Origin of the sequence: Corynebacterium suicordis DSM 45110 (assembly GCF_015351405.1) — a bacterium.
Lineage (GTDB): Bacteria > Actinomycetota > Actinomycetes > Mycobacteriales > Mycobacteriaceae > Corynebacterium > Corynebacterium suicordis.
This window is the reverse complement of record NZ_JADKMY010000001.1, coordinates 799,734-823,775: the sequence shown is the minus strand read 5'-3', so window position 1 is coordinate 823,775 and position 24,042 is coordinate 799,734. Positions and strand designations below refer to the sequence as shown.

Below are 24,042 nucleotides of genomic sequence, written 5' to 3'. Positions count from 1 at the left end.
GCTGAACAAAGGTGAAATATGAGCACCATCGACCCATTCCAGATCATCGATTTCCCCGGCATGTCCACGGTGACAATCCGCGCGGAGGATTGGCCCATGTCCCGGATCCAGGAGCTCTTCGATCCCGCTTTCACCGCACTCGGCCAGCAGATCGCCGCGGGCACGTTCACCCCAGCCGGTCCGGCATTCGCACGTTATGACGCCCCGCCCACGGACACCGCGACCCTGGAAATCGGCTTCCCAGTGGAGGAGCCCATCAAGGAAGAGGTTCAGAGCGGAGAATTCTTCATCCGGAACTCTTCCCTCCCCGAGGGACGGTTGGCAATCAGCAAGCACCACGGCTCGTATGACCTGCTTCCCCAGGCATGGGAAGACTTCCTCGCGCAGATCACTGATGCCGGTCACACCTATGGTGCTCCCTCCTGGGAGGCGTATGACACCATGCCCACCCCAGACATGGATCCCGCAGACCTGATCACTGGCCTGGCAGTGCCGGTTGAGGAAGCTCCACAAAGCTCGGCGGCAAATATTTAGCGATTAACACCAACCGAAAAACTGACTCAGAAAGGCACTTTCACAGTGGGCGCAGGTCACGATCACAGTCACAGCCACGCGGGCGATGCCTCCACGGGGGATCACCGCACCCGCCTTTGGATCGCCTTCGGGCTCACCCTGGTCATCGTGGTGGCCCAAGCGATCGGCGCGGTACTGACTGGAAGTCTTGCCCTGCTCACGGATACCGCGCACGCCATCGCGGATGCCTCTGGTCTCTTGGTCGCCCTGATTGCCGCCTCCCTCATGCTGCGCCCGGCGGATCCCCGGCGCACGTGGGGGTTCCGCCGCGTCGAGGTGCTCGCCGCGCTGGGTCAGGCAACACTGCTCTTCGTGGTGGGAATCTACGCGCTGTTTGAGGGCATCAAGCGGCTCTTCGCCCCACCCGAGGTTCCCGCCGGTGAGCTGCTGATCTTCGGCATCGTGGGTCTAGTGGCCAACGTGGCAGCCATCATTGTGCTGGCCTCCAGTCGCGAAGCAAACTTCAACATGCGCGCAGCCTTCCTCGAGGTGATGAACGACGCCCTCGGTTCCCTCGGTGTGATTGTCTCCGCGATCGTCATCGCCACCACCGGTTTCCTGCAGGCAGATGCCCTGGCCGGGTTGTTCATCGCCACGCTCATCCTCCCCCGGGCCGTCAAGATCATGCGGGAAACTCTTTCGGTTCTCATGGAGTTCACCCCGAAAGAGCTAGACCTCGCGGAAGTTCGCCAGCACATCTTGGAACTCGATCACGTGCTGGATGTGCATGACCTTCACGCCTCCACTGTGGCCACGGGCTTGCCCACCATTTCCGCCCACGTGGTGCTCGATGATGAATGCTTCACCGATGGCCACGCTCCGCTGATCCTGCAGGATATTCAGCACTGCGTGCGCAACCATTTCCCCATTGGCATCGAGCACTCCACCTTCCAGCTGGAAACCATGGCTGCCAGCGACGCCGAGCAGCCCTCCGTGCGCCACCAGTAGCGGCGGGCTATTCCACTACTTCCCACTTCTCGGCGCGCAACCGAATCGCCCCGGCGCGCTCAAAAGCATCGAGCCATCCGCCCATCGGCCACTTCCCCCATTTTCCGTGGAAGAGATTGGCATTGGTCACGATATCCCGCAGATGCTCCCACGGCGGTGAAGAAACGGGGTGCCACATGTGGAACGCATCGGCGCCACCCACCCACAGCAGTGGAATGTCGTGCTCGCGGAGCTGCCACGCAAAATCGGTGTCTTCGCCACCATAGCCGGTGAAGGCCTCATCAAAGCCCCCAAAAGTCTCCCGCACATCCCGCCATTTCTCAGCGGTGATGGCGAAGGAGAGCGACCAGAAAACATCGTATTGCTCCGCGGTTGAGCGCAAGATTTCCCCTGGCGCGGGGTCTGGACGGGCAGCATGCGGTTGGCGCTGCGCCGGCAACGCCTCCGGCCGTAGGTCTGCACCCTCGGGAAGGTAGGTCACCGGCCCGGTCACCACGCTATCCCGGTTATCCAGCAAAGCCGCGCGATAGTTTTTCAGTAATGACTTCCCTGGCAGGCAGTCGGCGTCGAGAAAAACTACCGCACCCCGTGCATCCTGGCTGGCCGCCCAATCCCCGGCCAGGTTGCGCGCCCGCGCGAGGTTCACCGGGGTCTCCTCGACGTGCGCGATCACCTCAACCCCCGGCACGTGGAAGCTCTGCGTTCCCATGGTGACGACGCCATGGCGTACCTCTTCGCCGGTGTGCACCAAGTGCTCGTGCTGCTCGGCGATCCGCTCTGCCCGGTCTGCCGTGGCGATGCTCACCACGATCATGCGGGTTCTCCCTCGCTGCGGTTTTCTTTCGCGATGGCGAGGATGCGCTCGGCTGCTCGATCCGCGGCTCCCTCCACCTGCCACTTCTCCCAGTTGGGTGTCATTTGACTGGCCTCGCGCAGCAACGCGGGCCATTCCTCGGGAGCAGGAGCCTCTTCACGGTTCAGTGCCAGGCCCAGAGACTCGGCCGCACGAGCGGTGGCGAACTGTTCCGCGAATGCACGCTCCTGCGGCAGGAGCACGCAGGGCTTTCCGCTCAGGGCGATATCCGCCACGGAGTTCTGCCCTGCAGCGCTGACCACCACGTCTACTTCTGCCATCTCCACCAGGGGGTTCTCGCTGCGGTATTCCCCACCGAGGAATGTGAACTGGTATTCCGGGCAGGCCTGTTGCACGGTGTCCCAGTAGTCCTCGGCCCATCCCGTGCCACCCGTGCCCTGCATAACCAGTACGCGATGAGTTCCTCGCTCGGTTGCAATGTGTTCCGGTACCGAATCCTCGAACGTGCTGATCCCGCCCACGCACTGCACGCGCGCGGCATGAGCTTGCAGGTGCGTGGGCAGCGGCACCGACTGTGGCCACGCAGCAATGATGCCCGCTGCCTGCGCATACCCCAGTTGATGCGGCGCATCCCAACGCTCGCCGGGCATCGCGATATTGATCACCGGAACTCCCAGCAAGCGGACAAACAGTGCCACTTCCACCGAGACATCCACGTAGAACACATCCGGGCGTTCGCTGCGGATCCACGCGGCCAGCACTGCCATGCGCTCGCGATAACCCGGGTGTTGCAGAGGCGCCCAGTGCAAGGTGTCTCCAGCTTGCGGATCTTGAACTTCGCTGGGACTGCCTTGGGGGCCATCGAAATCCAGAGGGATCTGGTGCTCAGACCAGACGGGGTGTGGCGTCGAAGGAGAAGAATGCACACCTAGCGCGGAGGAAAAGATCTCCACCCGCGCGCCACGTTCGGCAAGCCGACGCGCGATGCTCCTGCAGCGGTTGAGGTGGCCGGAGCCCTGGTGGTGGGCATACATCCCCACGACCAGCTGTTTCTCACTCACTGCATCATTCACCGGGTCACTCACTGCGGCACCCGATTCCGCAGCGCCACGCTGTGCAGCAGCTCGGTGTAGTTCAGCGCCAACTGCTTATCGCCGAACTTGGAGCGCGCCCATTGCGCGATCTTCTCCCGCTCCAGCGCCAAACCATATTCGGCGGCTTTAACCAGGCCTTCGATGGGATGTTCGGGATCGGCCAGCGCACCTGGGTAATCGGCCAAGATCTCCGAAACCCCGCCACGGGCCAGCGCTGCCACCGGGGTGCCGCAGGCCAGGGCTTCGATCACCACCAGCCCGAAAGGTTCCTCCCAATCCGGGGTGACAAAACACACGCTGCTCTTACCCACTAGCTCGGCCAGCTCCAGCTGCGTGGATTCTCCCACCCAATGGGTATCAGCTCCCAGGCGCGGGAGGATCTCTTCTTCGTAGTAGATCTCATTGCCCACTCGTCCGGCAATCGCCAGTTCCACTCCAAGTTCTCGCGCTGCATCAATGGCCAGGTGCAGGCCCTTTTCCGGCACCACGCGGCCAAACCACACTGCGCGTGGCCCGCCCGGGCCGGGTCGCCACACGGTGCCATCGAACCCATTGGGGATGATCCGCGGTGGCTCGGGCAGATTCCAGGTAGAGGCAGCGGCATGGCTCACCGCGGCGAAGATTCCTGCGGCCTCCGGCCCACCTGCATCCACGCTGGCGCAGATCGCCCTCTGCATGTCCTCACCCACCGGCGTGTGAATCGTAGTGAGCATGGGCAACCGCCCACATGTCGCAAAAGGTGCCGGGTGCAGGGAATTGTTGTGGATCACGTCGTATTCACCAGCCTCCACCTGCTCCTGCACATGAGCCATCACCCGCGCGAATGCTGCGTCCTCGCGCTGGCGCTCACCAGGTGGGTAGGTGTGGTCGGTGCGGTAGTGCTCGTACCCCGTCCAATCCACGCCCGGGAATTCCCATTCGCGCACGTGCCCCGCAGAGCCCGCGGCCGCGTAGAGATCCACGCGGTGGCCCAGTTGGCGGTAGGCCATGACCATGGTGGCGCAAAACGCCTCCAGCCCTCCGGCGAAGGGCTGCGCGATAGGAAAGCGTGCCGGCGCAATCAGCGCGATGTTCAGCTTGGGCGTGGAGAGCTCGCGGTAGATTTCCTCGTGCACCTGCAACAGGTACTCCCGCTGCTCATCCCGGGATGCCACCAGCGGCACGTGCCCGTGCTCAGCCAAGCGAACCGCGGCAGCAGCAGCCGAGCGGGCATCCGCCACGTGATACACAACCCCGGCCTCCGGGGAATCCAGCTGATCGGCGTAACAACCACAATCGGGGATAGCTACGGGAACGTCCAGGTCTCGGCACATTTCCAGCCAGCCAGAGTGCGTACCCCGCACGTAGGGAAGCACAATCGCTGAGCATTCAGCTACGGCGGCGAAGAGTTCGGCGTCGGAAAAAGGATCATGAACCACCACGTTCAACGAGGGGGTTTCCGCCAGGACGCGATGCAACACGCTGCCCTCCTGATCCCGGTGCAGGAAGACGGAAAGTTCGCGACCCTGGCTAGCGCAGTGCTCCGCGAGGTTCTGGTAGAACGCGGGATCGGAGACCACATTGGTGCGGACGGACTTGAGGAACACCCCGATATCCGTGCCGTGTTGCGCGGGAACCACTGCCTCCGGGTTTTCCACGATGCGGGGATGCGACACCACCGTGACCAGGCGCGGATCCACGTGGAAATCCACCGAGAGCCGGGTGCGGGCGGCTTCGGTGAGGGTGAGGATGCGAGCGGCATCGTCCAACAAGATGCGCAGCTGCGCGTGGAACGCCTGCTGATCCACCACGTGGGGGTTATCGATATCGTGAACGGTCAGCACCAAAGGGATGCGACGGGCGCGCAGAATCCTGATGAAGTTCCGCGTCTGCTGCACCGTGAGGTGCTCGTATCCGAAATGCAGGTGAACCAGATCAATCCGCTCGGCCGACTCCTGACGATCGCGCGCTTCCCACCACGGCTGCTCAAAAGCCGGATGCGGCCACCACTGTTCGGGGCGTGCGGGATTGACCACCGGGTCGGGGAGAAATTCGGTGAAACTCCATCCTCCGGCGGGCTGCAAAGCCTGAACGTACGGGTGCGCGCACGGTATGGCCAGAACCGACACGAATCATCTCCTCACATGGGCCAGCGATTTCTCACTGGCACGACAAAATTCCACCGCGCTCTGCGGCGGATCTATGGACTCGAGAGTAGTCCAACTTTTTGCATAAAGTATGCACGCCTTCTGTATGTTTTTCGACGCCTCGCTCCACGCTCGTCCGTTCCCGCATACAGTTGATAACTTATCCTCCCACCCAGCCTTGTGACGAAGGGACTATCGCACCATGAACCCAGCGGAAACTGCAGTGGGATCTGCTGGAGAGCCTGCACGCTCTCGACCCGTCTTGCGCGGGGATGTCTCTGACCGGGACCGGCACTACGGGGTGTTTTATGGGGTGGCGCCTCTGCCGGGTGATGCTGGCGGTTCCGGTGATGCTGTGCCACGCGTGGTTGTGGTGGGCAACTGCCAAGCGGAATCTCTGCGCATCGTGCTGGAGAGCTCCGGGGACATCCAGTCCTTCCGCATTCCACCCATCCACGAGTGGGAAACCCGCGATATGCCCTTCGTGGAATTCGCGATGCAGTGGGCAAATGTGCTGGTCACCCAGCCGGTGCGAGATGACTACCGTGGCCTTCCCTGCGGCACGGAGCAACTGGCATCCCTCATGCGCACGGATGGCTCCCCTGTGCATGTCCTCCGCTATCCGGTCCTGCGTTTTTCCGCGCTCAACCCGCGCTGGGCCATCGTCCGTTCGCCCCTGGATTCTTCCCTGAGTCCGCCGGTGGTTCCGTACCACGACCTGCACTTGATCGCGCAGCTTGCTGGGCTCCAACAGGTCAATGAACCGGACTACCAGGGAATCGTTGAGGCCAACGTGCAACTCATGGCCGCGCGCGAGGGCGCCCACGGCACAGTGGGTATGTCCACCTACCTCCGCGAGCTGCCCGAATGGCACACCCTGAACCACCCGAACAATGCCACCCTCACCGAGCTGGGCACCCGCGTGATGCAGGCCATCCGCGAATGCGAACCCGAATGGGCGAAGCTCAACGGGCAGGTCAGCGCCCCCACCGATCGGGAGATGCTGGGCCACCTGCGCAGTCCGGTGGATCCGCGCGCGTTGGAAGCTCTGAGCCTCCCCGCATCAGACCGCAGCGAGTGGACTCTTCACGGCGAGATCATCCCCGCCGAGGAGATCGAAGTCGCCCATCGCAGCTTTTACCGCGAGCACCCGGAGTTCATCGAAGCTGCCCTCAAGCGGCACGCCGATCTGTTCCGACTGCTCGGTTTTTCCAGCTCAGCTGAGGCAGGAGCACAGAATCCATGACCCTCCCCACTCATCTCATCGTGGGCCCTGACCAGCACGGAGTAGTGGAATACGCCCAGCTCCTCACCCGCGCGGCCGGTGGGACCGTCATCCGAGTGGAGTCCTGGCAAGAACTCAATGACTTGAGCCTGCCACCCGGACCACTACAGATCTTCTTCTCCGATCACCTCTTCGGCACCTCTCCCAGCGATGCCACCTCCCGGATCATCACGCTGGCCCAGAACCGCCCTTTGAGCGTCTCTTTTCACGACATCCCCCAGCCCGAGGAAGGCTCCGATCGCTTCGCCAGGCGCGCCACTGCCTATGCCCAGCTGGCGCAGGCCGCCGATGCGATAGTAGTCAATTCCCAGCACGAGGCCGACTTTTTCCACGAACACTGCAGCGCTCCCATTTCGCAGCCGCGCATCGTCCCGCTCCCGCTCCCCGCTCGCGTCACCACCGGCTCTCCCGCAGACACTCCAGCGCTGGATTCCATCGGCATCATGGGCTTCGTCTACCCCGGCAAAGGCCACCTCGAGCTGGTGAATTCACTCGCCGAACACCCCGGCCACAGCATCAGCAGCGTGCTAGCCCTCGGGCGCATCGCCGAGGGTCACGACTGGCTGGAATCCGAACTCACCGATGCCGCGGGCAAGGCTGGCGTCGAGCTCACCATCACCGGCTTCCTGGAGACGGAAGAACTCGAACGCGCCATGCTCCACACCGGCATCCCCGTCTGCGCGCACCGGCATTTCAGCGCGTCCGGCTCCCTGATGAAGTGGCTGAGCCTGGGGCGCAGGGTTCTGGTGGCGGACAGTGCGTATTCGCGGGAGTTGAAGGAACGGTGGCCGGATCTCATCGTTCTTGTGTGCGACGACGCCTGGCTCGAGACCATCGAAGCCCTTCCTGAAGACTTTGCTGAGCCCATTTCCGCGCCAGACGATTGGACGTGGGAGCACGTGGCTGCGGAATACCATCGGGCGTGGTCAACGGGGGTTTTCGATCTCGCCAGCAATGATCCACGCTTGGACGAATGGCCGGAGAAGTGGCCACTGGTGAGCGTGGTGATCCCGTATTACAACGATGCGGATGGTTTGCGGCAGATACTTGATGCCTTGGAGGAGCAGGATTATCCCGGTGCGATGGAGTGCATCATCGCCGATGATGGCTCCTCCACCCCGCCCGAGTTCGCTCAGTCACGTTACCGTTTCCCCGTCCGGGTGGTTCGGCAAGAGGACCAGGGCTTCCGTGCTGCTGCCGCGCGCAACTTGGGTGCAGCCGAAGTTCGCGGTGAAATCTTGGCATTCCTCGATGGGGATACCGTGCCCACGCCTTCCTACCTGCGGCAAGCATGCCGATTGACAGTGCTGGAGCCCCGAGCCGTGGTGGTCGGAACCCGCCTGCACGGCGCTTTCGGTTCCGATGATGCTGCCGAACCCGAGTGGTTGCGGGATGCTTGGCGTACCACCGGTGACCTGGCCAATGCGGATGATTCCTCGTGGCGCTTCGTGATCTCCGCGGTGCTGACATGCTCGCGGGAATTCTTCTGCAACATCGGTGGATTCGATGAATCGATCGTGGGTTACGGCGGTGAAGATTGGGATCTCGGCTGGCGCGCGTGGAACGCCGGAGCCTTGCTGCATCACTGCTCCAGCGCGGTGGCCTATCACGAGGAACCGGACTGGTCCGGGCGGTCAATCGATGATGCGCAGGCCTTCGCGGAGAAGAACGTGGAAACCTTAGCTTTGGCCAAGCGGATCTCTCACCCGCTGGCCAGGCCGGATGCGGTGGTGTTTTCGGATGCGGACGGGGTGGTTTCGCTGCCTGCAGATGCTGGTGAATGGGCCACGGGCCAAGCAGTACGCACGATTCTGGGCTGGTTGGCGATTCCAGGGGTGCACGTGAAAGTTCCTGCGGGAGCACTGCAAGACGATGAACGGGCGCTGTTCGCCAGCGACCCGCGGGTTCACTGCGATGCTGATTCACCTGTTCGTGGCCGTATCCAGGTGAAACTCCTGACCCCCGCGTGGCCCGCTGACACAGCCAAGGCTCGGCAACTGCTCGCCCAGGCCGACTCTCTGGGCGGCTCGCTCCATGTGGAAGCGCGCCAAGGCGATCCTCGGTTGGAATGCTTCCCCGCACAATTGGCGGAGATCACCACATCTCGCCGACTCGCTCTGGAGAACCGGGGCCCCGTCACCGCGCAAACCCACACAGTCGAAGTGGATTGGGAGATCGCGGATGGGCCGCGTCGGTTGGAACGGGACTTCGCCGGCTGGTGAAAACTGCTGGCTGGTGATCCTCGCCAGGTAAGTTCGAAACCATGCAGAGCCAACATCTCAGTTGTGTCATCAACACCTCGCCCAATGCGGCTTACGAGTTCATTGCTGACCCCGCCAACCTGCCCGCATGGGCAGCAGGTCTGGCGAAATCCGAGGTGCGGGTAGATGGCGAGGATCTCCTGATGGATTCCCCGATGGGCCCGGTGCGCGTGAAGTTCGTCCCCTACAATCCCCAGCTGGTGGCCGATCACGAGGTCACCCTCCCCACCGGAACTGTGGTCTACAACCCGCTGCGCGTCCTCGCGCACCCAGAGGGTTGCGAGGTGGTGTTCACTATCCGCCAGCTCAACCTCACTGATGAAGAGTTCGCCCGCGACTGCGAAATGGTCACCCAGGATCTAGCGACCCTCAAAGAAATCCTGGAGCACTAGACCCACTCAACCCGAGCAATCTGTAAGAATATTTCTCATGTTGACTGCAGCACTATGGGGCTCGATCGCCGCCTCATCCCTCATTGTTGGCGCGATCCTGGGCTTTGCAAAGCGCTGGCCACCGAAGCTCGTCGGCGCAGTTCTCGCCTTCGGTGGCGGAGCCTTAGTGGCCAGTATCTCCTTCGAGCTCGCAGAAGAGGGAGTGCACGTCGCTGGCCCGGTACCCGTGGGCATTGGCTTGGCTATCGGCGCGCTGACGTACTTCTTTGCTGATCGCGCGGTATCTGGCGTCGGTAAAAAATCCTCCGATGCCTCCAGCAACCAAGGGAAACGACGCGGCGGTGGCACCTCCCTGGCCGTTGGTGCCTTTCTCGACGGGATCCCGGAGCAGGCCGTGCTCGGCATTGGCATGGCCAGCGGCACCGGGGTGAGCGCCGCGCTGATGGTGGCCATCTACGTGTCCAACCTGCCGGAGGCCATTGGTTCCTCCAACGATATGCACGAGGCCGGTGCCAGCAGGAAAAAGATCTTCTTCCTGTGGGTCGCGGTAGCTGCAGTGTGTGCGCTCTCCACCGTGGCTGGATTCGCCGTCGCGGACCTCACCTCCGGCAGCGTTCGCGGAGCCATCGACGGTTTCGCGGCCGGTGCTCTGCTGGTGATGCTGGTTGATTCGCTCATCCCTGAGGCCCGCGAGAAGAGTGGCGATTCCGCCGGCCTGATCACCGTGCTCGGTTTCGCCCTCGCAACGGGTCTCTCGCTGCTTTCCTAAACCGCGCTAGTTCTCATACCGCGTGGTTAGATCGCGCAGGTCTCACAAGCGTCCGGAGGCAGAATCCCTGCTCGCTGGGCATGCCGGTAGATCCAGCATCCCGCGCAGAAGCCGAGGAATGCTTCCGCTGATGCAGCGGCGATGAGCAGGAGAAGGGTGATGGTCGTGGCCAAATAAAGACCTGAAACCGTGAACAAGAGGGCGACTGCGGAAAACACCAGGCCGATGCCCTGGGCGAACTGCTTGGGAGCACCAGAAACGATCCGCGGCTCACCAAAGGCGGCGCTGGCCAGATAGCGCACGGAAAGCTGACCGAACGGCGAATACTTGGGACCAGCCCACAAACGCAGGACAAAACCTACCGCGAGCAGCACGTTCAACACGATGACCACGGGTTCCTGCACGGTCAGGGCAGCCGCGATGGTGGCCGCAGCCAGCGCGATGACGAGCATCGCTGTAGTGCGGGCGGCGTGCTCATTGACTCGTTCGGGGAATTCTCCAAAAGGCATGATTCAACCATAGACCGATCGGTCTATTTATGAAAGGCGCATTTCACGCCACGGGGTTTATCCCTGCAACTGAGCTTTCGCCGTTTACTTAGTGCGAAGCGAGAAGCACGTGCGCAATGAGGCTATCGAGACGACGCACATCCACGTCGCGACCTAGGTTGATCTTGATCTTTCCAGCTCGGGTCCACAATTCGATCTCAGAGTTGAGGTCGAACGTTCCCGCGTTCTCCGAGGACCACATGTTGATGGAGGAATAAGGAACGGAATAGAGTTCCACTTTCTTTCCTCGCAGACCCTGTGCATCACGAACGATCAGGCGGCGGTCGGTAAAGACGGCCGAATCACGGAACGTTTTATACGCTGCGATGGGGTTTTCCCCGGGCACTAAAAGCGGGCCGATGTCCTGGGGAATGGGGACCTCAGAATGGAAAGTCCACGCGGTAATTTCTGCAATTTCAGCTGACATAAGGAGAACAATACGGTAGAAAATTCGCTACCGCGGAGGTTTTGAATCCTAATTTCTCTCTTATTCTGTGCGCGTTGCTCGCCGGGCTGCCCTCATTGCATCGGAGCCCGTTTTCGTCCGGTTGACCTGCAGTAGAATATGCTCACAATGCGCAAATTGACGTTTGCCCTAGACCACGCACGACCTTTCATCCAGGAGAAACTATGAGCCACCCAGTTAATGCATCTGCCCACCCACAGAAGAAACGAGGGCTGGGATTCCTCAACAAGCTGCTCTTGGCACTCTTGGCCATCGCCGTGATCGTGGCAGTCGTGGCACTTCTGCTCCCCAAGCTCGTGCCCTCTCTCTACGAATCCGGTGAACGAACCATCACCTCAAACACCATTAAGAACTCTTTTGAATCCATTGCTGAACTGTCCGTGGAGGAATACAACTTCACCAATATCGGGAAGTTCAATGAGGACAATAGCGAGATCCTAGGCATCGGCGTGCCACTGACCGGGAAGAATTTCCTCATCACCTACGACGGCACAGTGAAGGCCGGCATCCGCGACATCAACAAGGTGGACGTGGATGTGGACGATTCCGCCCGCACCATTACCGTAGATATCCCGGACACCGAGGTTCTGGAGTCCAGCATCGATCCCAATTCCATTGAGCAGTACGATCAGTCCTTCAATCCCCTCAACCAGCTAGAGGTGAAGGATACGGCGGAATTCCTTTCCTCCGAGGAATCTAAGGCTGAGAAGACGGCGGTAGACAGTGGCTTGCTGGATCGTGCGGAAAACCGCTCCCGCGAGCTATTCACCCAGCAAGTACAGGCCCTGGCCAAGGGCAGTAACCTCGAGGATTACAAGATCGAAGTGAAGTAGAGTCCGAACATGAGCAACATCCGCGGCATCGACCACATCGGACTAACCGGCCCTGACCTCGAACAGGCCACCGTTTTCTTCCAAAAGGCCTTTCGCGCCCAAGTCTTGTACGACACCCTGCCCCGATCCGAAGGGCCGAAGGGCGATGCGGAAACCGCTGATCGACTGGGAGTCCCCCATGGCACTCAGGAGCAGGCCATCAGAATGCTCCGTTTGCCAAACGGCCCTGGGGTCGAGCTATTTGAGTTCACCGGGCCACGCCAGCATGACCCTGCTCTGCCCTGCGATCTGGGCTGGCAGCACATCGCTTTGTATGCGGATGATCTGGATGCTGCGGTTGGTTCAGTGATCGACGCCGGCGGCCGCATGCTTTCCGAACCTCAACCGCTGCCTGGGCCGGAAGCCGGGCCGCGCAATCGGTTCGTCTATTGCCACACCCCATGGGGCAGCACGTTGGAGCTGCTCAGCTACCCGGACGAGCAACCGTACGCGGACGAGACATCGCTGCGGCGATGGCGGCCCTAGATCCCCCGCATGAAAGTTTGAGCCCCAAAAGTTCGCTGTCTGAAGAGCTAAGCCAAGGCTATACGAAGTCTTGACCACACTTCGCGAAAGGATGTCGCTTCTGGAAAACTCCTCGTCCAAGAACTCCCGATCGACAACATCAAAGTTTGTTCCAATGCACGGCATGAAATGGTGTCCTGCCTAAAGATACCCACGTGTAACGACATGAGCGGAAGAATCCCGCTTTTCCTTCCCAGTCTTCGTACCGGGCTTTTCGGAGGGCGCTTCGCAATCGTCTGATCCACAATGCCGGATCGTTTGAAAGCTAAGTTTTAGACAAAGTGAAAGACTTTATTAGGTGTCGGCTCAGAAAGCAGAACTCTACACTCCGAAAAGAATAACAAGTTGACCCCGCCTCATCAGACAAGGGCGACAACCCGTCGAGAACTTCAAAGAAACCCGCACACATTTCAAATCGCGAAAATATGACAGTTCTCCCAAGTTAATGCTGCTAACGTAGGTGAAGATTAAACAGTAGTCAAAAAAGTACTAAACCTAAGGATGGGACATCAATGAAAGCCACAGCTACCAGCGTGCTTAAACTACTTCAAGGTTCTAAGGTCTTCCTGATTCCTACGTTTCAGCGTAGATATACCTGGAAAAAAGAGCAGTGGAGTCAACTTTGGGACGATCTACTGAATGAATACTACGTAGTCCATCCAGAGGATCCAGACTCATTACATGGCCACTTCCTTGGCAGCGTCGTTCTGCATCCTGCGCTTGGCCCAGCCTCCACGCTCATGCGCCACCAAGTCGTGGACGGGCAACAACGCCTTACAACAATCATGATCCTACTTGCGGCGTTGCGTGATGTGAGAAGTCAGCATGATCCCAACTGGAATGCCAAAGAAATCAATGAGCAGTATCTCCAAAATGCATTTAGCCCTGACTACCCGGAGCGTCTTGTTCCAACCAGGCTTGATCGCGAAGCATTCGCAAAAACCGTAATTTCAAGTATCCCGACTGGAGACATTGGAATTGCGTACAACTTCTTCAAAGCTGCAATCGAAAAAGCAATCGAAGAGGAAGATATCTCTCTCGTAAACCTCCAGAATACTCTTCTCTTACACATGCTCGTCGTGGAAATTAACACCAAGGGTGGCGACTCGGTGCATAGTATTTTCAACACGCTAAATTCAAAAGGACTTGCCCTTTCCCCCGCAGATCTCGTTCGAAACGAAATACTGCATTATTTCCCCGAAGATGTCGCGGAAGAAAAACACGGCTCATTGTGGATCCCAATGGAGGAAGCACTAGTCAAGCCGAAGGCAAAGCAGCCTGATCGTGAATTCGTCACATTTCTTTGGGCGCGGGAGGTGGCGCACGATCCCAAGACATCGCGCGAAAACCTCTTCGCTACGTTTGAGCGGCGTTTCCGAAATACTGTGAGTGAGAGCAGCCTGAAGCCAACAGAAGTCGCATCGATACAGCTTCAAGAGATGTACGACGATCATCAACTATTCCTCATTATTCGCAACCCTTCATTGGCCACGGAATACTCGGGAATTTCCGGTGCCCTGGCGAACTCTCTCCAGTTGCTAAGCAGTTGGAAGTCTGAACCCACCACGCCGATTGCATTATGGATCCTTAAGCAAGCTGTTTACGGACGGGTCGATAAGGATCATGCTGCCGCAGCACTACATCTCTTGCTTAGCTATCTGGTTAAACGTACCTTAAATGGGATTCCAACTAACCAGCTCAATCGTCTTCTAACGCCAGTTGCAAATGAGCTAAGCAAGGGGTTGGACAAGAATGACTCAGTTTATGACACGCTGCGCAGCCTTCTGAGCAGGCAGGGTTATTATTGGCCAACTGATGATCAAGTTCTCAATAACGTAGCATCAAATCCGATCTATGCTTCGTCCCGTCGGTATGTCCGGTTCCTTCTCGAAACCGCCGAGAATTCAATGCACGGGTTCGAGACTGCGAATACTGGTAACACACAGGTCGAACACATCATGCCTCAAAACTTGTCGGTGGGATGGGAGAACTATCTCAGCGATAGAAATGTGACAATCGAAGATGCAGAATCAGTGGTACACACACTGGGAAATCTGACACTGACAGACAACAATCAATCAATGGGAAATCGAGAATTCGTATCCAAACAGCGCGAATACTTCGAAGACTCAGCTCTGCGGTTAAATAGAGCGCTAGCTGATCTACCTGACTTTACTCCCGCTGAAATTGCAAAGCGGAGTGTAGAACTCGCGACGTACATACTACAAGTCTTCAATGAAAAACCATTGAGCAAGTCAGACTCTTCCCTCGAAGAAAATTCGCAGTTGACAGTGGTTGAGCGTCTGCAAACTATTCTTCAAACGCTCCCAGTAAACCGATTCGTTCGGGAAGTTGATCTCATATCGGTCTTGGGTGCAGATAAGAATGGTGTGAAAGAAGCTATCCGGGAACTTGACCCCACGCTCGCCCGACTTATCCGAGATCCAGAAGGCAATATCCCCGATTGGTTGGGTGAAAACTTGATCGCAGGAATCACTGCTCAGGATCAAGCAGCCGGAGCTCTCGGAAAACCTCTTAGCGAAAAGGAACTGACCGAACTTACTGAGGCCGCAAATTCCGGGATAGATGATGATTCCGAAGAGAATTTCGAGCACGCAGATGATTGAGACTAACCTTAATCAGACGGGCGATAATCCAGCGCGACGTCGAATTGTGGAACTACTTCCAACGATTCTTACAGCATGCCCTGCGATTCTCATTCCAGCCGCAGAGTGGATTCCCGGCATCCCACAAATCTGGCGAGCAATATTGATCCTCACTTCCTTGGTTTTAGGTGTCTGGGGTATTTTTTGGTCAGAGCGACGCACCAATGAGCAACGCGCACTCGGTAAGCAAGTAGCTGCATTACGAACTCAGCTTGATGAAGTAAAACCAGAAAACCAACTTCACGACTTGGCATCAGGTTTGTTTACCGAGGGTGCGTGGCGCGTTTCAGTTTGGAAAAAACTGATCAACTCCAACAGCGATGATTTTTCGATAAAATTACTCGTTGCTGCGGCAAGTGACAATGATTCTTGTAACAGCTTGCCTGAAAAGTTAGCAATTTCCAGCCGATCGAACTTCGCAAGCTTCTTTTCGCGTAATCTGGCTCGCCGTGATTCATGCGACGCGGATGAGTCAGACGGATATAGGCTTGAAGATGATGTGGCAGACCCAGCCTGGAGCGAATGGCGAAACGCAATTTTCGGTACCGAATGGGATGATCTCCCTATCCCTCTACGACCGCGCAAATTCGCTTGGATGGCAGCGAAGGATCCTGATCCGAAGTCGGGACAAATTGTTGCCGTAATTGTAGAGTCGACAAGTCCAAACGGTATCCGAAAAGCGGTTCTTGACGAGTCTTCTACTCGCGCCGTACTCATGCGAATCGCAAGAACCGCGGATTTGCAGCTAGTCGACTCTTATAACCGGTCTGACGTCGCACTTTAACACTGCTAGTTCTCCGCTAGTTCGGTGGGAGAACTATCGCGATGAGTCGAAATACCTGGTGAATTTCAAGGTCTATCACTGGGTGATTATCCTCAAATCCCGTTACATTAATAGATTCAGCAGATAGAAAATTTACCCGTATAGCTCCATAGATTTTTACGTCAGACGTTATGATCCCTGGTTCAGACCTTGCAACAACGCAGACTTTCATTTGAGAACCTAGCAGCGAGCATGCAGGTGTAAGAATCTCGGTATTTAAGGCCTTATTGTATAATCGAGTAAACTAACCGCAGACAAACTGACACTTTTTCAGTAACGGGCTCGTCTCAACGTAAGAATGCCCTAAAAGAATTTTCGGGAACTGAAGCAACTTTCTGCATATTCAGCAAGCCCCCTGAATACTCTGTAGATCAGGGAGCTCATGAATATTGTCCACAATCACTTCATCAGTTGCTGTCCGTCCTCGTATTAAGCTAATTTCTCAACCCAAGAACAGCTTTAATTCACAGATAGAGGTTTAGGCTTGAACACAACCCCTAGACGTTAAACTTAAATTCCACCACGTTCCGTAGCCGTATAACCTTTGACGTGGCCTGACTCCATGAGTACTGAGCCTCGGCGAGCCGCCGTCAACCTACGGATCTCTCAGGATTGCGAGAACCGTCGCCTGGGTGTGGACCGCCACAGGGAGGACGCCGAGGCGCTCATCAAGGCTAGAGGGTGGACTCCAGCAGGGGCCTACGAGGACAACGACATCTCCGGCACGGGCACAAAGGGCCCCGCCTTCGAATGCCTGCTCGCCGAAATCGAGCGAGGGTTGATGGACGTCGTCGTCGCACAGGAATGGCCACGCCTGGAACGAAACCGTGCGGACGGGGTGCGCGTCATCGAGACAGCGCAGCGTCACGAGATACTCCTGAACTTTGTCAAGGGCTCCGACATCGACTGCACCGCCGCGGCGGGGCGCCTCAGCGCAGATCTCTTCTCAGCGATCCCACGCAGCGAGATCGCGGTCAATGGCGAAAGACAAAGTCGTGCCCAACGGCAGCTTGCAGAGCAGGGGCGCCCGCTGAAAGGCGTACGCCTACTTGGCTACACCCTCAAGGGTGGGGTCATCGCCCATGAGGCGCAGGCAGTCGCGGCCATCTATCAGGCATTCACTGCCGGAGCCTCCCTACGAGCGATCGCAGCGGCGCTCTCCGGCGAGACCGGCCCCGACATCCCCAGCGTGCCACCACTCCCCCGCCACACCCGAACCCTCGCTCTGGAGCGCAATGAGAAGCGAGCCGCGTAACGAACCGCGCTGGCACTGACCGCCGCCATCTCGGAGGCCGGGCGCGCGCCCGCAGCCGCGAGGAGGACCCATGAGCAACCATCCGGAGAAGACCAAGGAGCGCATCCTTGCCGGCCCCGCCCCGCGGGACATCGAGTCGACCCACTTCATGACCATGTGGGAGAACTACGCCGATCGCGTCCAGCAGGAGTCCGGCGACCGCCTGGCCGTCGACATTAACGGCCACCGGCAGGTCTTCCGCCGCCAGCACGATGGCCTCGTGGACATCGAGGACATCGAGCACGCCCGCCATCTCTTCGCCGCGCACGAGACGACCGAGGGCTCCGGGCGCCTGTTCGTGACGCTGAGCCACGAGGACGCACGGTTCTACGACTTCGACCTCAGCGCCCACGACGTGGAGGTCGACCAGCACGAGCACGAGAAGAACCCGGGTGCGCGCGGCCACCACATGCGCACGGTGGAGAAGAAGACCGGCCGCGACGACGAGAACGACCTCAAGCGCTTCTTCGACGACCTCGTCGCGGATCTGAACAAGGACGCGGCGGGCGCGACTTCGTCCTGCTGGGACACGGCACCGGCAAATTCAATGCCGCCCAGGCGTTCGCCGAGTACCGGGAGAAGGACACCCACCTGCTGCACGCGCGCGTTATCGTGGTGGGTGATATCGACCTCAGCTCCGCGGGCGAGCCGGAGCTGGAGAAGAAGGCCCAGGAGCTCGTGGGCCGCTGAGGCCGGCGCGCAGCGGGGAGGGAGCCGCCATGCGCAAGCAGCCGTGGAGCGACAAGCGCGAGCGACAGTACGAGCAACTCCGCGACGCCTGGAGCAGCGCGGCCGCTCCGAGGACACCGCCGAGGAGATCGCCGCGCGCACCGTGAACAAAGAGCGCGCCCAGGCCGGTGAGGCGAAGGAGGCCTCCGCGACCTCGACGCAGGACAAGTCCGCGTCCAAGCGCGCGGGGCCAGCACTCGCACGAGGGCCCCAGGGCCGGACGCGCGACGAGCTCTACGCGGATGCCAAGCGCCTCGGCATCGACGGCCGATCGACGATGGACAAGGACGAGCTCGAGCGCGCCGTCCACCGCGTGGAGCGGCGGGACTGAGCAGGACGGAGACGGCGACGGACGGCGGGGCCGAGTCCGCGAACGCCGGGGCGCCGCGGGCGCTGCGCGCGTCGCACTCGCACCTGTTCCAGGGCGCGCGCCCGCGCTAGGCAGACGACCTGGGCGACGCCGCGGACTCCCCGCCGAGGTGGTGGTGGAGTTCTCCGATGGCGCCATCGCCCCCGCCCTGCTGGGCGAGGACCTGACCGTGGAGCCCTACACGACCGCGGCGGGCAATCGCGGCGGCGCCGGCCGGTGCCAGCGGCGGCCCGGAGGGCTTCCGGGTCACCGGGCGGCGCCCGCCCCCGCCACCACGAGGTCGATGAGCCGGCGGAGCACCACATCGACGTCCTCGCCGTCGGTCCGTCTCTGCCGGGAGCGGTTGAGCTCGGCCAGCACCCCGGCGACGATGAGGCGGGCGCCGGCCGCCGCAGCCGCACCGGGCTCCTCGCCGGCAGTGCCTGTCGCACCGTCCCGCGCCGCTCCGATCGCACCGGAAGCGTCGGCCCGGCCGTCCTGCAGGCGCGCGGCGATCTGTTCTTCGAGACGATCGACATGGTCGAGGACCCGCAGACGATGCGGCATGTCCGCACCGAAGAGGATCTCGCGGGCGACCCACGTCGCAAGCTCGGACCAGCGCCGCATCGCGGTGACGAGCGGCGAGATCAGCTCCGCGATCCGGTCCGCGCTCTCCCCGCTCGCCGTCGCGGTGCCGGGCGCGTCGGGCGCGTCGGGCGCGGCGAACGCAGAGAGCGAAGTGCTGGTCGTCGCACGCTCGTGGGCTCCCCAGAGCGCATCGACGACCATCATGAGCAGTTCGACCTTCGTCGCCGCGTACCGGAAGACAGTGCCCTCGGCCACATCCGCCGCGCGCGCGACCTCGCTCATCGAGGTCCGCTCGAAACCGCGCTCTTCGAACAGCGCGCGCGCCGCGGCGAGGATGCGGGCGCGCTTCTCCGCCTTCGCCCGCTCGCGCCTGCCCCGCGTCGCCGACGGCGCCAGTTCCGTGTCATCCCGAGTTTCCATGCGGCCATTGTAGTCGACTCAATTCTGAGTACACTCAATATCGAGGCCGGGTGATCGGCATCCGGCACGCGTCAGGAAGGATGGATCATGCAGCACACTGCAGGTAACTACGAGGCGTTCGCGCGTCCCCGCCCCGCCCAGCACGCGCAGGAGACGAAGGCCTACATCGTCGGCAGCGGGCTGGCCGGACTCGCGGCGGCCGTCTTTCTCATCCGCGACGCCGGGGTCCCCGGTGCCAACGTTACGATCCTCGAGAAGGACGACATCGCCGGTGGTGCGCTCGACGGCCTCGACGTTCCGGAGAAGGGCTTCGTCATCCGCGGCGGCCGGGAGCTGGAGAACCACATGGAGTGCCTGTGGGACATGATGCGCTCCATCCCCTCCCTCGAGCTCGAGGGCACCTCCGTGCTCGACGAGTTCTACTGGCTCAACAAGGATGATCCCAACTACTCGCTGCGTCGGGCCACCGTGCGCCAGGGCGAGGATGCGGGCCACGAGGGCCGCTTCGACCTGCCGAAGCGGGCCCAGAAGGATCTGCTCAGGATCTTCCTCGCCGAGCGTGCGGAGATGGAGGGCAAGCGCATCGACGAGGTGATGGGCCGTGAGTTCCTCGACTCGCCGTTCTGGATGTACTGGCGCACCATGTTCGCCTTCGAGGAATGGCACTCCGCGCTCGAGTTCAAGCTCTATCTCCACAGGTTCGTCCACCACATCGGCGGACTGCCCGATTTCTCGGCGCTGAAGTTCACGAAGTACAACCAGTACGAGTCCTTCGTCCTGCCGCTCATGCACTACCTCACCGAGCACGGCGTCGTCTTCCAGTCCGGCACCGAGGTCCTCGATGTGGACTTCGCCCACCGCAACGGCGAGATCCGCGCCACCGCGATCCATTGCCGCCGCGACGGCGCCGAGGAGACCATCGAGCTCGGTGAGCACGACCTCGCGCTGATGACGATCGGCTCGCTGGTGGACAACTCCGATGAGGGCGACCACCACACGGCCGCCGTGCTCAACGAGGCCCCGGCCCCGGCCTGGGACCTGTGGAAGCGCATCGCGAAGAAGGACCCGTCGTTCGGGCGCCCGGAGGTCTTCTGCTCCTCGATCGAGGAGACGAAGTGGGAGTCGGCCACCGTCACCACGCTCGATCAGCGCATCCCGGCCTACATCGAGCGCATCGCCCAGCGCGATCCGTTCAGCGGCCGCGTGGTCACCGGCGGCATCGTCACCGCCGAGGACTCCTCCTGGCTGCTGAGCTGGACGGTCAACCGCCAGCCGCACTTCAAGAAGCAGCCGAAGGATCAGATCGTCGTCTGGGTCTACGGCCTGTTCGTCGACGTCGATGGCGACTACGTGAAGAAGCCCCTGTCGCAGTGCACCGGCGAGGAGATCACCCAGGAGTGGCTCTACCACCTGGGAGTGCCCGTGGAGGAGATCCCTGAGCTCGCGGCGACCGGCGCCCGGTGCGTGCCGGTGATGATGCCTTACGTGACGAGCTTCTTCATGCCCCGCCGCGCTGGGGATCGGCCTCGGGTAGTCCCGGAGGGCGCCGAGAACTTCGCGTTCCTCGGGCAGTTCGCGGAGACCGGCCGCGACACGATCTTCACCACCGAGTACTCCGTGCGCACCGGCATGGAGGCCGTCTACGAGCTCCTCGACGTGGAGCGCGGCGTGCCGGAGACCTGGGGCTCCACGTACGACGTGCGCGACCTCCTCGAGGCCTCGGCGCGCATGCGCGACGGCAAGAAGGTGGAGATCCCCGGCCCGGCCGCGCTGCGCAGCTACCTGCGCGACAGGCTCGAGCACGGAGAGATCGGCCAGCTCCTCGAGGAGCACGGCCTCATCTGAGTCCCGCCCACCGCGGGTGCGCCTCGGGCCCGGTCCCGAGGCGCGCCTAGGCTGGTCCCATGTCGCCCACCGCTCCCCTCGGCTCCGAATCCCGCCTGCCCGCCGCCTGGCGGCCCTGACGCCGGCCCTCGCCGCTGGCCGGTGCGCGGCCCACGCCGGCCCAGCTCGCCGCGGCGGCGGACGGCCCGGCTCGCGACGACGTGCCGCCGCTGCCCGGCGATGCCGAGTCCGCGGGCTTGGTGCACCTGCTCATCGTGGGCATCACCGCATGCCGTCAGGTTTTCGACCGTCCCGGTGCGGTGCTCGGGGTGCAGCCGGTGGCCGATGAGTCCGGGGCGCCGTGGGTGCCCGGGTGGCCGGACGGGGTGGCCCTGTGGGCGCTGCCCAACCCCAGCGGGCTCAACGCCCATGAGACCCCCGCGACGCTGGCGCAGAAGTGTCGGGAGGTGTGAGCTGCCACCGGCGCCCCGCCCGCCTCCCTGCGGGGCTGAGCCGCCGCGCTCAGGCCGACGGAGCCTCGGGCTCGGGGGCCTGCTCGGCGCGCGCCGCTGTGCCGAGCGCCCGGCCCAGGCCCTGCGTATCCGTGCAGCCGGCCAGCCTGCGGTCGAGCGGATCGGGCCACCAGCGCTTAAGCCCACGGTGAAGCGCCGCGCTGCGCTCGAGCAGGGCCGCTCGCTGCTGGAGCTCGCACTGCCGGCGAGCGTGTTGAAGAGCGCCCGCAGCCGCCGCTGGATCTGGACGCTGCCGGTGCCGTATTGGCGGATCTCGTCGGTGGCCGCGGCCACGTAGTCGGCCCAGCTGCGCGTCCAGTCGCGCAGCACCGACGCGTCGGGGTGGGCAGCCAGGAGCGTCTCGCGCTTCGCGATGTCCGGGGCGAGTTCGGCGAGGATGTCCTCGATCTCGTCGAGCGCCTGGACGGCGCGGCTGGGATCGTTGACCGCGTGCGAGAGCGCCTTGAGCGCGATGTCGACCATGGTGCGGATCGCGCCGAAGGGCCCGCTGGCGGGCGAGAGCACGTCGCCGAACGCCAGCGCCTATTCGAGCGCGCGGCACTGGGCCCGGCCCACCGGCGCCGAGGTCCGGAAGAGGATCACGCCGCTCGGCACGGGGGTGCCCAGGCTGGGCACGAGCTCGATGCGCATGCCCCACGCGTCCTCGCAGTCGAGCAAACGCGGGATGTTGACGGCGAGCACGTCGTCCCCCTGCGGGGCGCGGTGGCGCCGACACACCGGGCGGCCGCCGGCGGCAGTGCCGGTGGCGAGCTCCGCGGCGCGGGTGTGGAAGCGGGCCGGGTCGTAGCGGGTGGAATCGCGGCCCTCGGCGGCGAGGTGGCGTAGCAGCGCGCCGGGGTTGAGCAGCCGGCACACGCGCACCGCGACCGCGTGCAGCGGCGGCGCGAGCGCGCGGTCGAGGGCAGGCAGCACGGCGCCGAGGGCGAGGGCGAGCAGGAAGAGGCGCAGGGGGATGCCCCACATCGTGGGCACGCGGACCTGGCGGCACATGGCCGCCCATTCGCGGCGGGCGGCGGCGGTCTCCCGGCGGGCCGGGCCCGCCTCGGAATCGCCGTCCCCCAGCGCTGCACCCACACGGACCTCCTCGCGACCGGGCCGCCCGGCGGCGCGACCGCCGCACCCGTGGCGCGACAGGGCTAGCCTACCGAGCGCGGCCCACCTCCACCACAGAGCGGGCGGGACTCAGCCCTGCGGGTCGTCGTAGAAGCCGCCGCCCGCGCCGGCGCCCATGCGGCCGCGGTCGATGTAGTGCTCCTTGAGCCAGGCGGCGAGGCGCCGGCTGTGCTCATCGCCGCTCGACAGGATGTTGTAGGCGGTGCCGAGGCCCACGACGTCGTAGATCTGGAACGGTCCCATGGGCGCGCCCGTGGCGATCCGCCAGACGTTGTCGACGTCCTCTGGCTGTGCGTAGCCGCCCGCCGCCAGGTCGAGGGCCGCATTGAGGAAGGGCACGAGCAGCGAGTTGAGCACGTAGCCGGGGCGCTCCTTGAGCACGGGGATGGGCACCATGCCGATGGCGCGGGCGAACTCCACGACCGTGTCGAAGACCGCGGGGCTCGTCTCCGCCGTGCCCATGACCTCGGCGGTGTTGAACTTCCAGATCTGGTTGGCGAAGTGCAGGGCGAGGAAGCGGTCGGGCCGCCCCGTGAAGTCCTTCATGTCGCTGGGCAGCAGGGTCGAGGAGTTCGTCGCGAAGATCGTGTGCTCGGGGGCGAGCGCCGCGAGCTTCTCGTAGGTCTCGCGCTTGATGTCGAGGCGCTCCGGGACGGCCTCGATGATGAGATCGGCATTCCCCGCGGCCTGCGCGAGGTCCGTCGTCGTCGCCAGGCGCTCGAGCGCTGCCTGCGTGCTGGCCTCGGTGGCGCCCTCGACCTCGACCCGGTAGGCGGTGACGAGCGCGTCCAGGCGCTTGCGGCCGGCGCTCAGGGCCTCGTCGCCGATGTCGTAGACGGTGACGTCGAAGCCGGAGTAGGCGGCCTGGTAGGCGATCTGGGCGCCGAGCACTCCGGCGCCCAGCACGGTGACGCGGGCGATGTCGCTCATGGTGTTCCTCCTCGATGGGCCGCCGGGGCGGCAGCCGCGCAACCTGCGCGCCTATTTTTGAGCTTACTCATTTTTCCGCGCTCGGCAAGGGCGCGGCCCG

22 protein-coding genes are annotated in these 24,042 nt (G+C 62.1%); 13 read left to right on the top strand and 9 right to left on the bottom strand.

The features are described from left to right. The first annotated feature begins 18 nt into the window (after positions 1-18). A complete protein-coding gene (locus tag IRY30_RS03855) occupies positions 19-534 on the top strand; it encodes a GyrI-like domain-containing protein (protein WP_194556042.1) in 516 nt (171 codons plus the stop codon). Positions 535-579: 45 nt separating this feature from the next. Continuing rightward, a complete protein-coding gene (locus IRY30_RS03850) occupies positions 580-1,521 on the top strand; it encodes a cation diffusion facilitator family transporter (protein WP_194556041.1) in 942 nt (313 codons plus the stop codon). A 7-nt stretch (positions 1,522-1,528) separates the two neighbouring features. On the opposite strand, the gene IRY30_RS03845 is transcribed toward IRY30_RS03850, so the two are convergent. Genes IRY30_RS03845 through IRY30_RS03835 form a run of 3 tightly spaced genes read right to left on the bottom strand, consistent with a single transcriptional unit; the run spans position 1,529 to position 5,537 of the window. Then, on the bottom strand, positions 1,529-2,335 hold the full coding sequence (locus IRY30_RS03845) for a glycosyltransferase family 2 protein (RefSeq protein WP_194556040.1): 807 nt from the start codon (positions 2,333-2,335) through the stop codon (positions 1,529-1,531). Further along, a complete protein-coding gene (locus tag IRY30_RS03840) occupies positions 2,332-3,396 on the bottom strand; it encodes a glycosyltransferase (RefSeq protein WP_309825200.1) in 1,065 nt (354 codons plus the stop codon). Before IRY30_RS03840 ends, IRY30_RS03845 begins: the two co-directional genes overlap by 4 nt. Before the next feature lie 20 nt (positions 3,397-3,416). Then, positions 3,417-5,537, bottom strand: a complete 2,121-nt coding sequence (locus IRY30_RS03835; protein WP_194556039.1) for a glycosyltransferase — start codon at positions 5,535-5,537, stop codon at positions 3,417-3,419. Between the two features lie 220 nt (positions 5,538-5,757). Between IRY30_RS03835 and IRY30_RS03830 the strand changes: the two genes are divergently transcribed. Genes IRY30_RS03830 through IRY30_RS03815 form a run of 4 tightly spaced genes read left to right on the top strand, consistent with a single transcriptional unit; the run spans position 5,758 to position 10,262 of the window. After that, on the top strand, positions 5,758-6,801 hold the full coding sequence (locus IRY30_RS03830) for a WcbI family polysaccharide biosynthesis putative acetyltransferase (protein WP_228502555.1): 1,044 nt from the start codon (positions 5,758-5,760) through the stop codon (positions 6,799-6,801). Continuing rightward, positions 6,798-9,062: a glycosyltransferase gene (locus IRY30_RS03825; RefSeq protein ID WP_228502553.1), complete on the top strand. Its 2,265-nt coding sequence runs from the start codon at positions 6,798-6,800 to the stop codon at positions 9,060-9,062. The genes IRY30_RS03830 and IRY30_RS03825 overlap by 4 nt, the downstream gene beginning before the upstream one ends. A gap of 41 nt (positions 9,063-9,103) precedes the next feature. Next, positions 9,104-9,493 (top strand): SRPBCC family protein, encoded by a 390-nt coding sequence (locus IRY30_RS03820; protein WP_194556038.1) that lies wholly within the window; start codon positions 9,104-9,106, stop codon positions 9,491-9,493. Between the two features lie 37 nt (positions 9,494-9,530). After that, the gene (locus tag IRY30_RS03815; protein ID WP_194556037.1) at positions 9,531-10,262 is read left to right on the top strand and encodes a ZIP family metal transporter; all 732 of its coding nucleotides are present in this window, start codon (positions 9,531-9,533) and stop codon (positions 10,260-10,262) included. A 26-nt stretch (positions 10,263-10,288) separates the two neighbouring features. Here IRY30_RS03815 and IRY30_RS03810 read toward each other — a convergent pair whose 3' ends face one another. Both IRY30_RS03810 and IRY30_RS03805 read right to left on the bottom strand, forming a co-directional pair. Further along, positions 10,289-10,771, bottom strand: coding sequence for a DUF4395 domain-containing protein (locus tag IRY30_RS03810; protein ID WP_194556036.1), 483 nt, complete (start codon positions 10,769-10,771; stop codon positions 10,289-10,291). 88 nt (positions 10,772-10,859) lie between these two features. Continuing rightward, positions 10,860-11,237 (bottom strand): PH domain-containing protein, encoded by a 378-nt coding sequence (locus tag IRY30_RS03805; protein ID WP_194556035.1) that lies wholly within the window; start codon positions 11,235-11,237, stop codon positions 10,860-10,862. Positions 11,238-11,440: 203 nt separating this feature from the next. Here IRY30_RS03805 and IRY30_RS03800 point away from each other — a divergent pair, with 203 nt between their 5' ends. The 6 genes from IRY30_RS03800 (at position 11,441) to IRY30_RS10315 (ending at position 18,516) form a co-directional block, all read left to right on the top strand. Beyond that, positions 11,441-12,109, top strand: coding sequence for a DUF4230 domain-containing protein (locus tag IRY30_RS03800; protein ID WP_194556034.1), 669 nt, complete (start codon positions 11,441-11,443; stop codon positions 12,107-12,109). A gap of 9 nt (positions 12,110-12,118) precedes the next feature. Then, positions 12,119-12,634 (top strand): VOC family protein, encoded by a 516-nt coding sequence (locus tag IRY30_RS03795; RefSeq protein ID WP_194556033.1) that lies wholly within the window; start codon positions 12,119-12,121, stop codon positions 12,632-12,634. A 551-nt stretch (positions 12,635-13,185) separates the two neighbouring features. Beyond that, on the top strand, positions 13,186-15,300 hold the full coding sequence (locus IRY30_RS03790) for a DUF262 domain-containing protein (protein ID WP_194556032.1): 2,115 nt from the start codon (positions 13,186-13,188) through the stop codon (positions 15,298-15,300). Further along, positions 15,293-16,123 (top strand): hypothetical protein, encoded by an 831-nt coding sequence (locus IRY30_RS03785; protein WP_228502551.1) that lies wholly within the window; start codon positions 15,293-15,295, stop codon positions 16,121-16,123. Before IRY30_RS03790 ends, IRY30_RS03785 begins: the two co-directional genes overlap by 8 nt. 601 nt (positions 16,124-16,724) lie before the next feature. After that, positions 16,725-17,417: a recombinase family protein gene (locus IRY30_RS03780; RefSeq protein ID WP_194556030.1), complete on the top strand. Its 693-nt coding sequence runs from the start codon at positions 16,725-16,727 to the stop codon at positions 17,415-17,417. A gap of 70 nt (positions 17,418-17,487) precedes the next feature. Then, entirely contained in the window at positions 17,488-18,516 is a 1,029-nt protein-coding gene (locus tag IRY30_RS10315; protein WP_228502549.1) for a hypothetical protein, read from the top strand. 285 nt (positions 18,517-18,801) lie between these two features. On the opposite strand, the gene IRY30_RS03770 is transcribed toward IRY30_RS10315, so the two are convergent. Then, entirely contained in the window at positions 18,802-19,542 is a 741-nt protein-coding gene (locus IRY30_RS03770; RefSeq protein ID WP_194556029.1) for a TetR/AcrR family transcriptional regulator, read from the bottom strand. Between the two features lie 87 nt (positions 19,543-19,629). Here IRY30_RS03770 and IRY30_RS03765 point away from each other — a divergent pair, with 87 nt between their 5' ends. Next, positions 19,630-21,387 carry an oleate hydratase gene (locus IRY30_RS03765; protein ID WP_194556028.1) on the top strand — a complete coding sequence of 586 codons (1,758 nt, stop codon included), beginning with the start codon at positions 19,630-19,632 and terminating at the stop codon, positions 21,385-21,387. Here IRY30_RS03765 and IRY30_RS10480 read toward each other — a convergent pair. The 3 genes from IRY30_RS10480 to IRY30_RS03755 form a co-directional block, all read right to left on the bottom strand. Next, the gene (locus tag IRY30_RS10480; RefSeq protein WP_410374640.1) at positions 21,321-22,403 is read right to left on the bottom strand and encodes a DUF2254 family protein; all 1,083 of its coding nucleotides are present in this window, start codon (positions 22,401-22,403) and stop codon (positions 21,321-21,323) included. The two genes, IRY30_RS03765 and IRY30_RS10480, sit on opposite strands and share 67 nt — an antisense overlap. An 18-nt stretch (positions 22,404-22,421) precedes the next feature. Next, on the bottom strand, positions 22,422-22,973 hold the full coding sequence (locus tag IRY30_RS10310) for a hypothetical protein (protein WP_228502547.1): 552 nt from the start codon (positions 22,971-22,973) through the stop codon (positions 22,422-22,424). A 108-nt stretch (positions 22,974-23,081) separates the two neighbouring features. Next, positions 23,082-23,942 (bottom strand): 3-hydroxyacyl-CoA dehydrogenase, encoded by an 861-nt coding sequence (locus IRY30_RS03755; RefSeq protein ID WP_127362042.1) that lies wholly within the window; start codon positions 23,940-23,942, stop codon positions 23,082-23,084. Positions 23,943-24,042 lie beyond the last annotated feature (100 nt).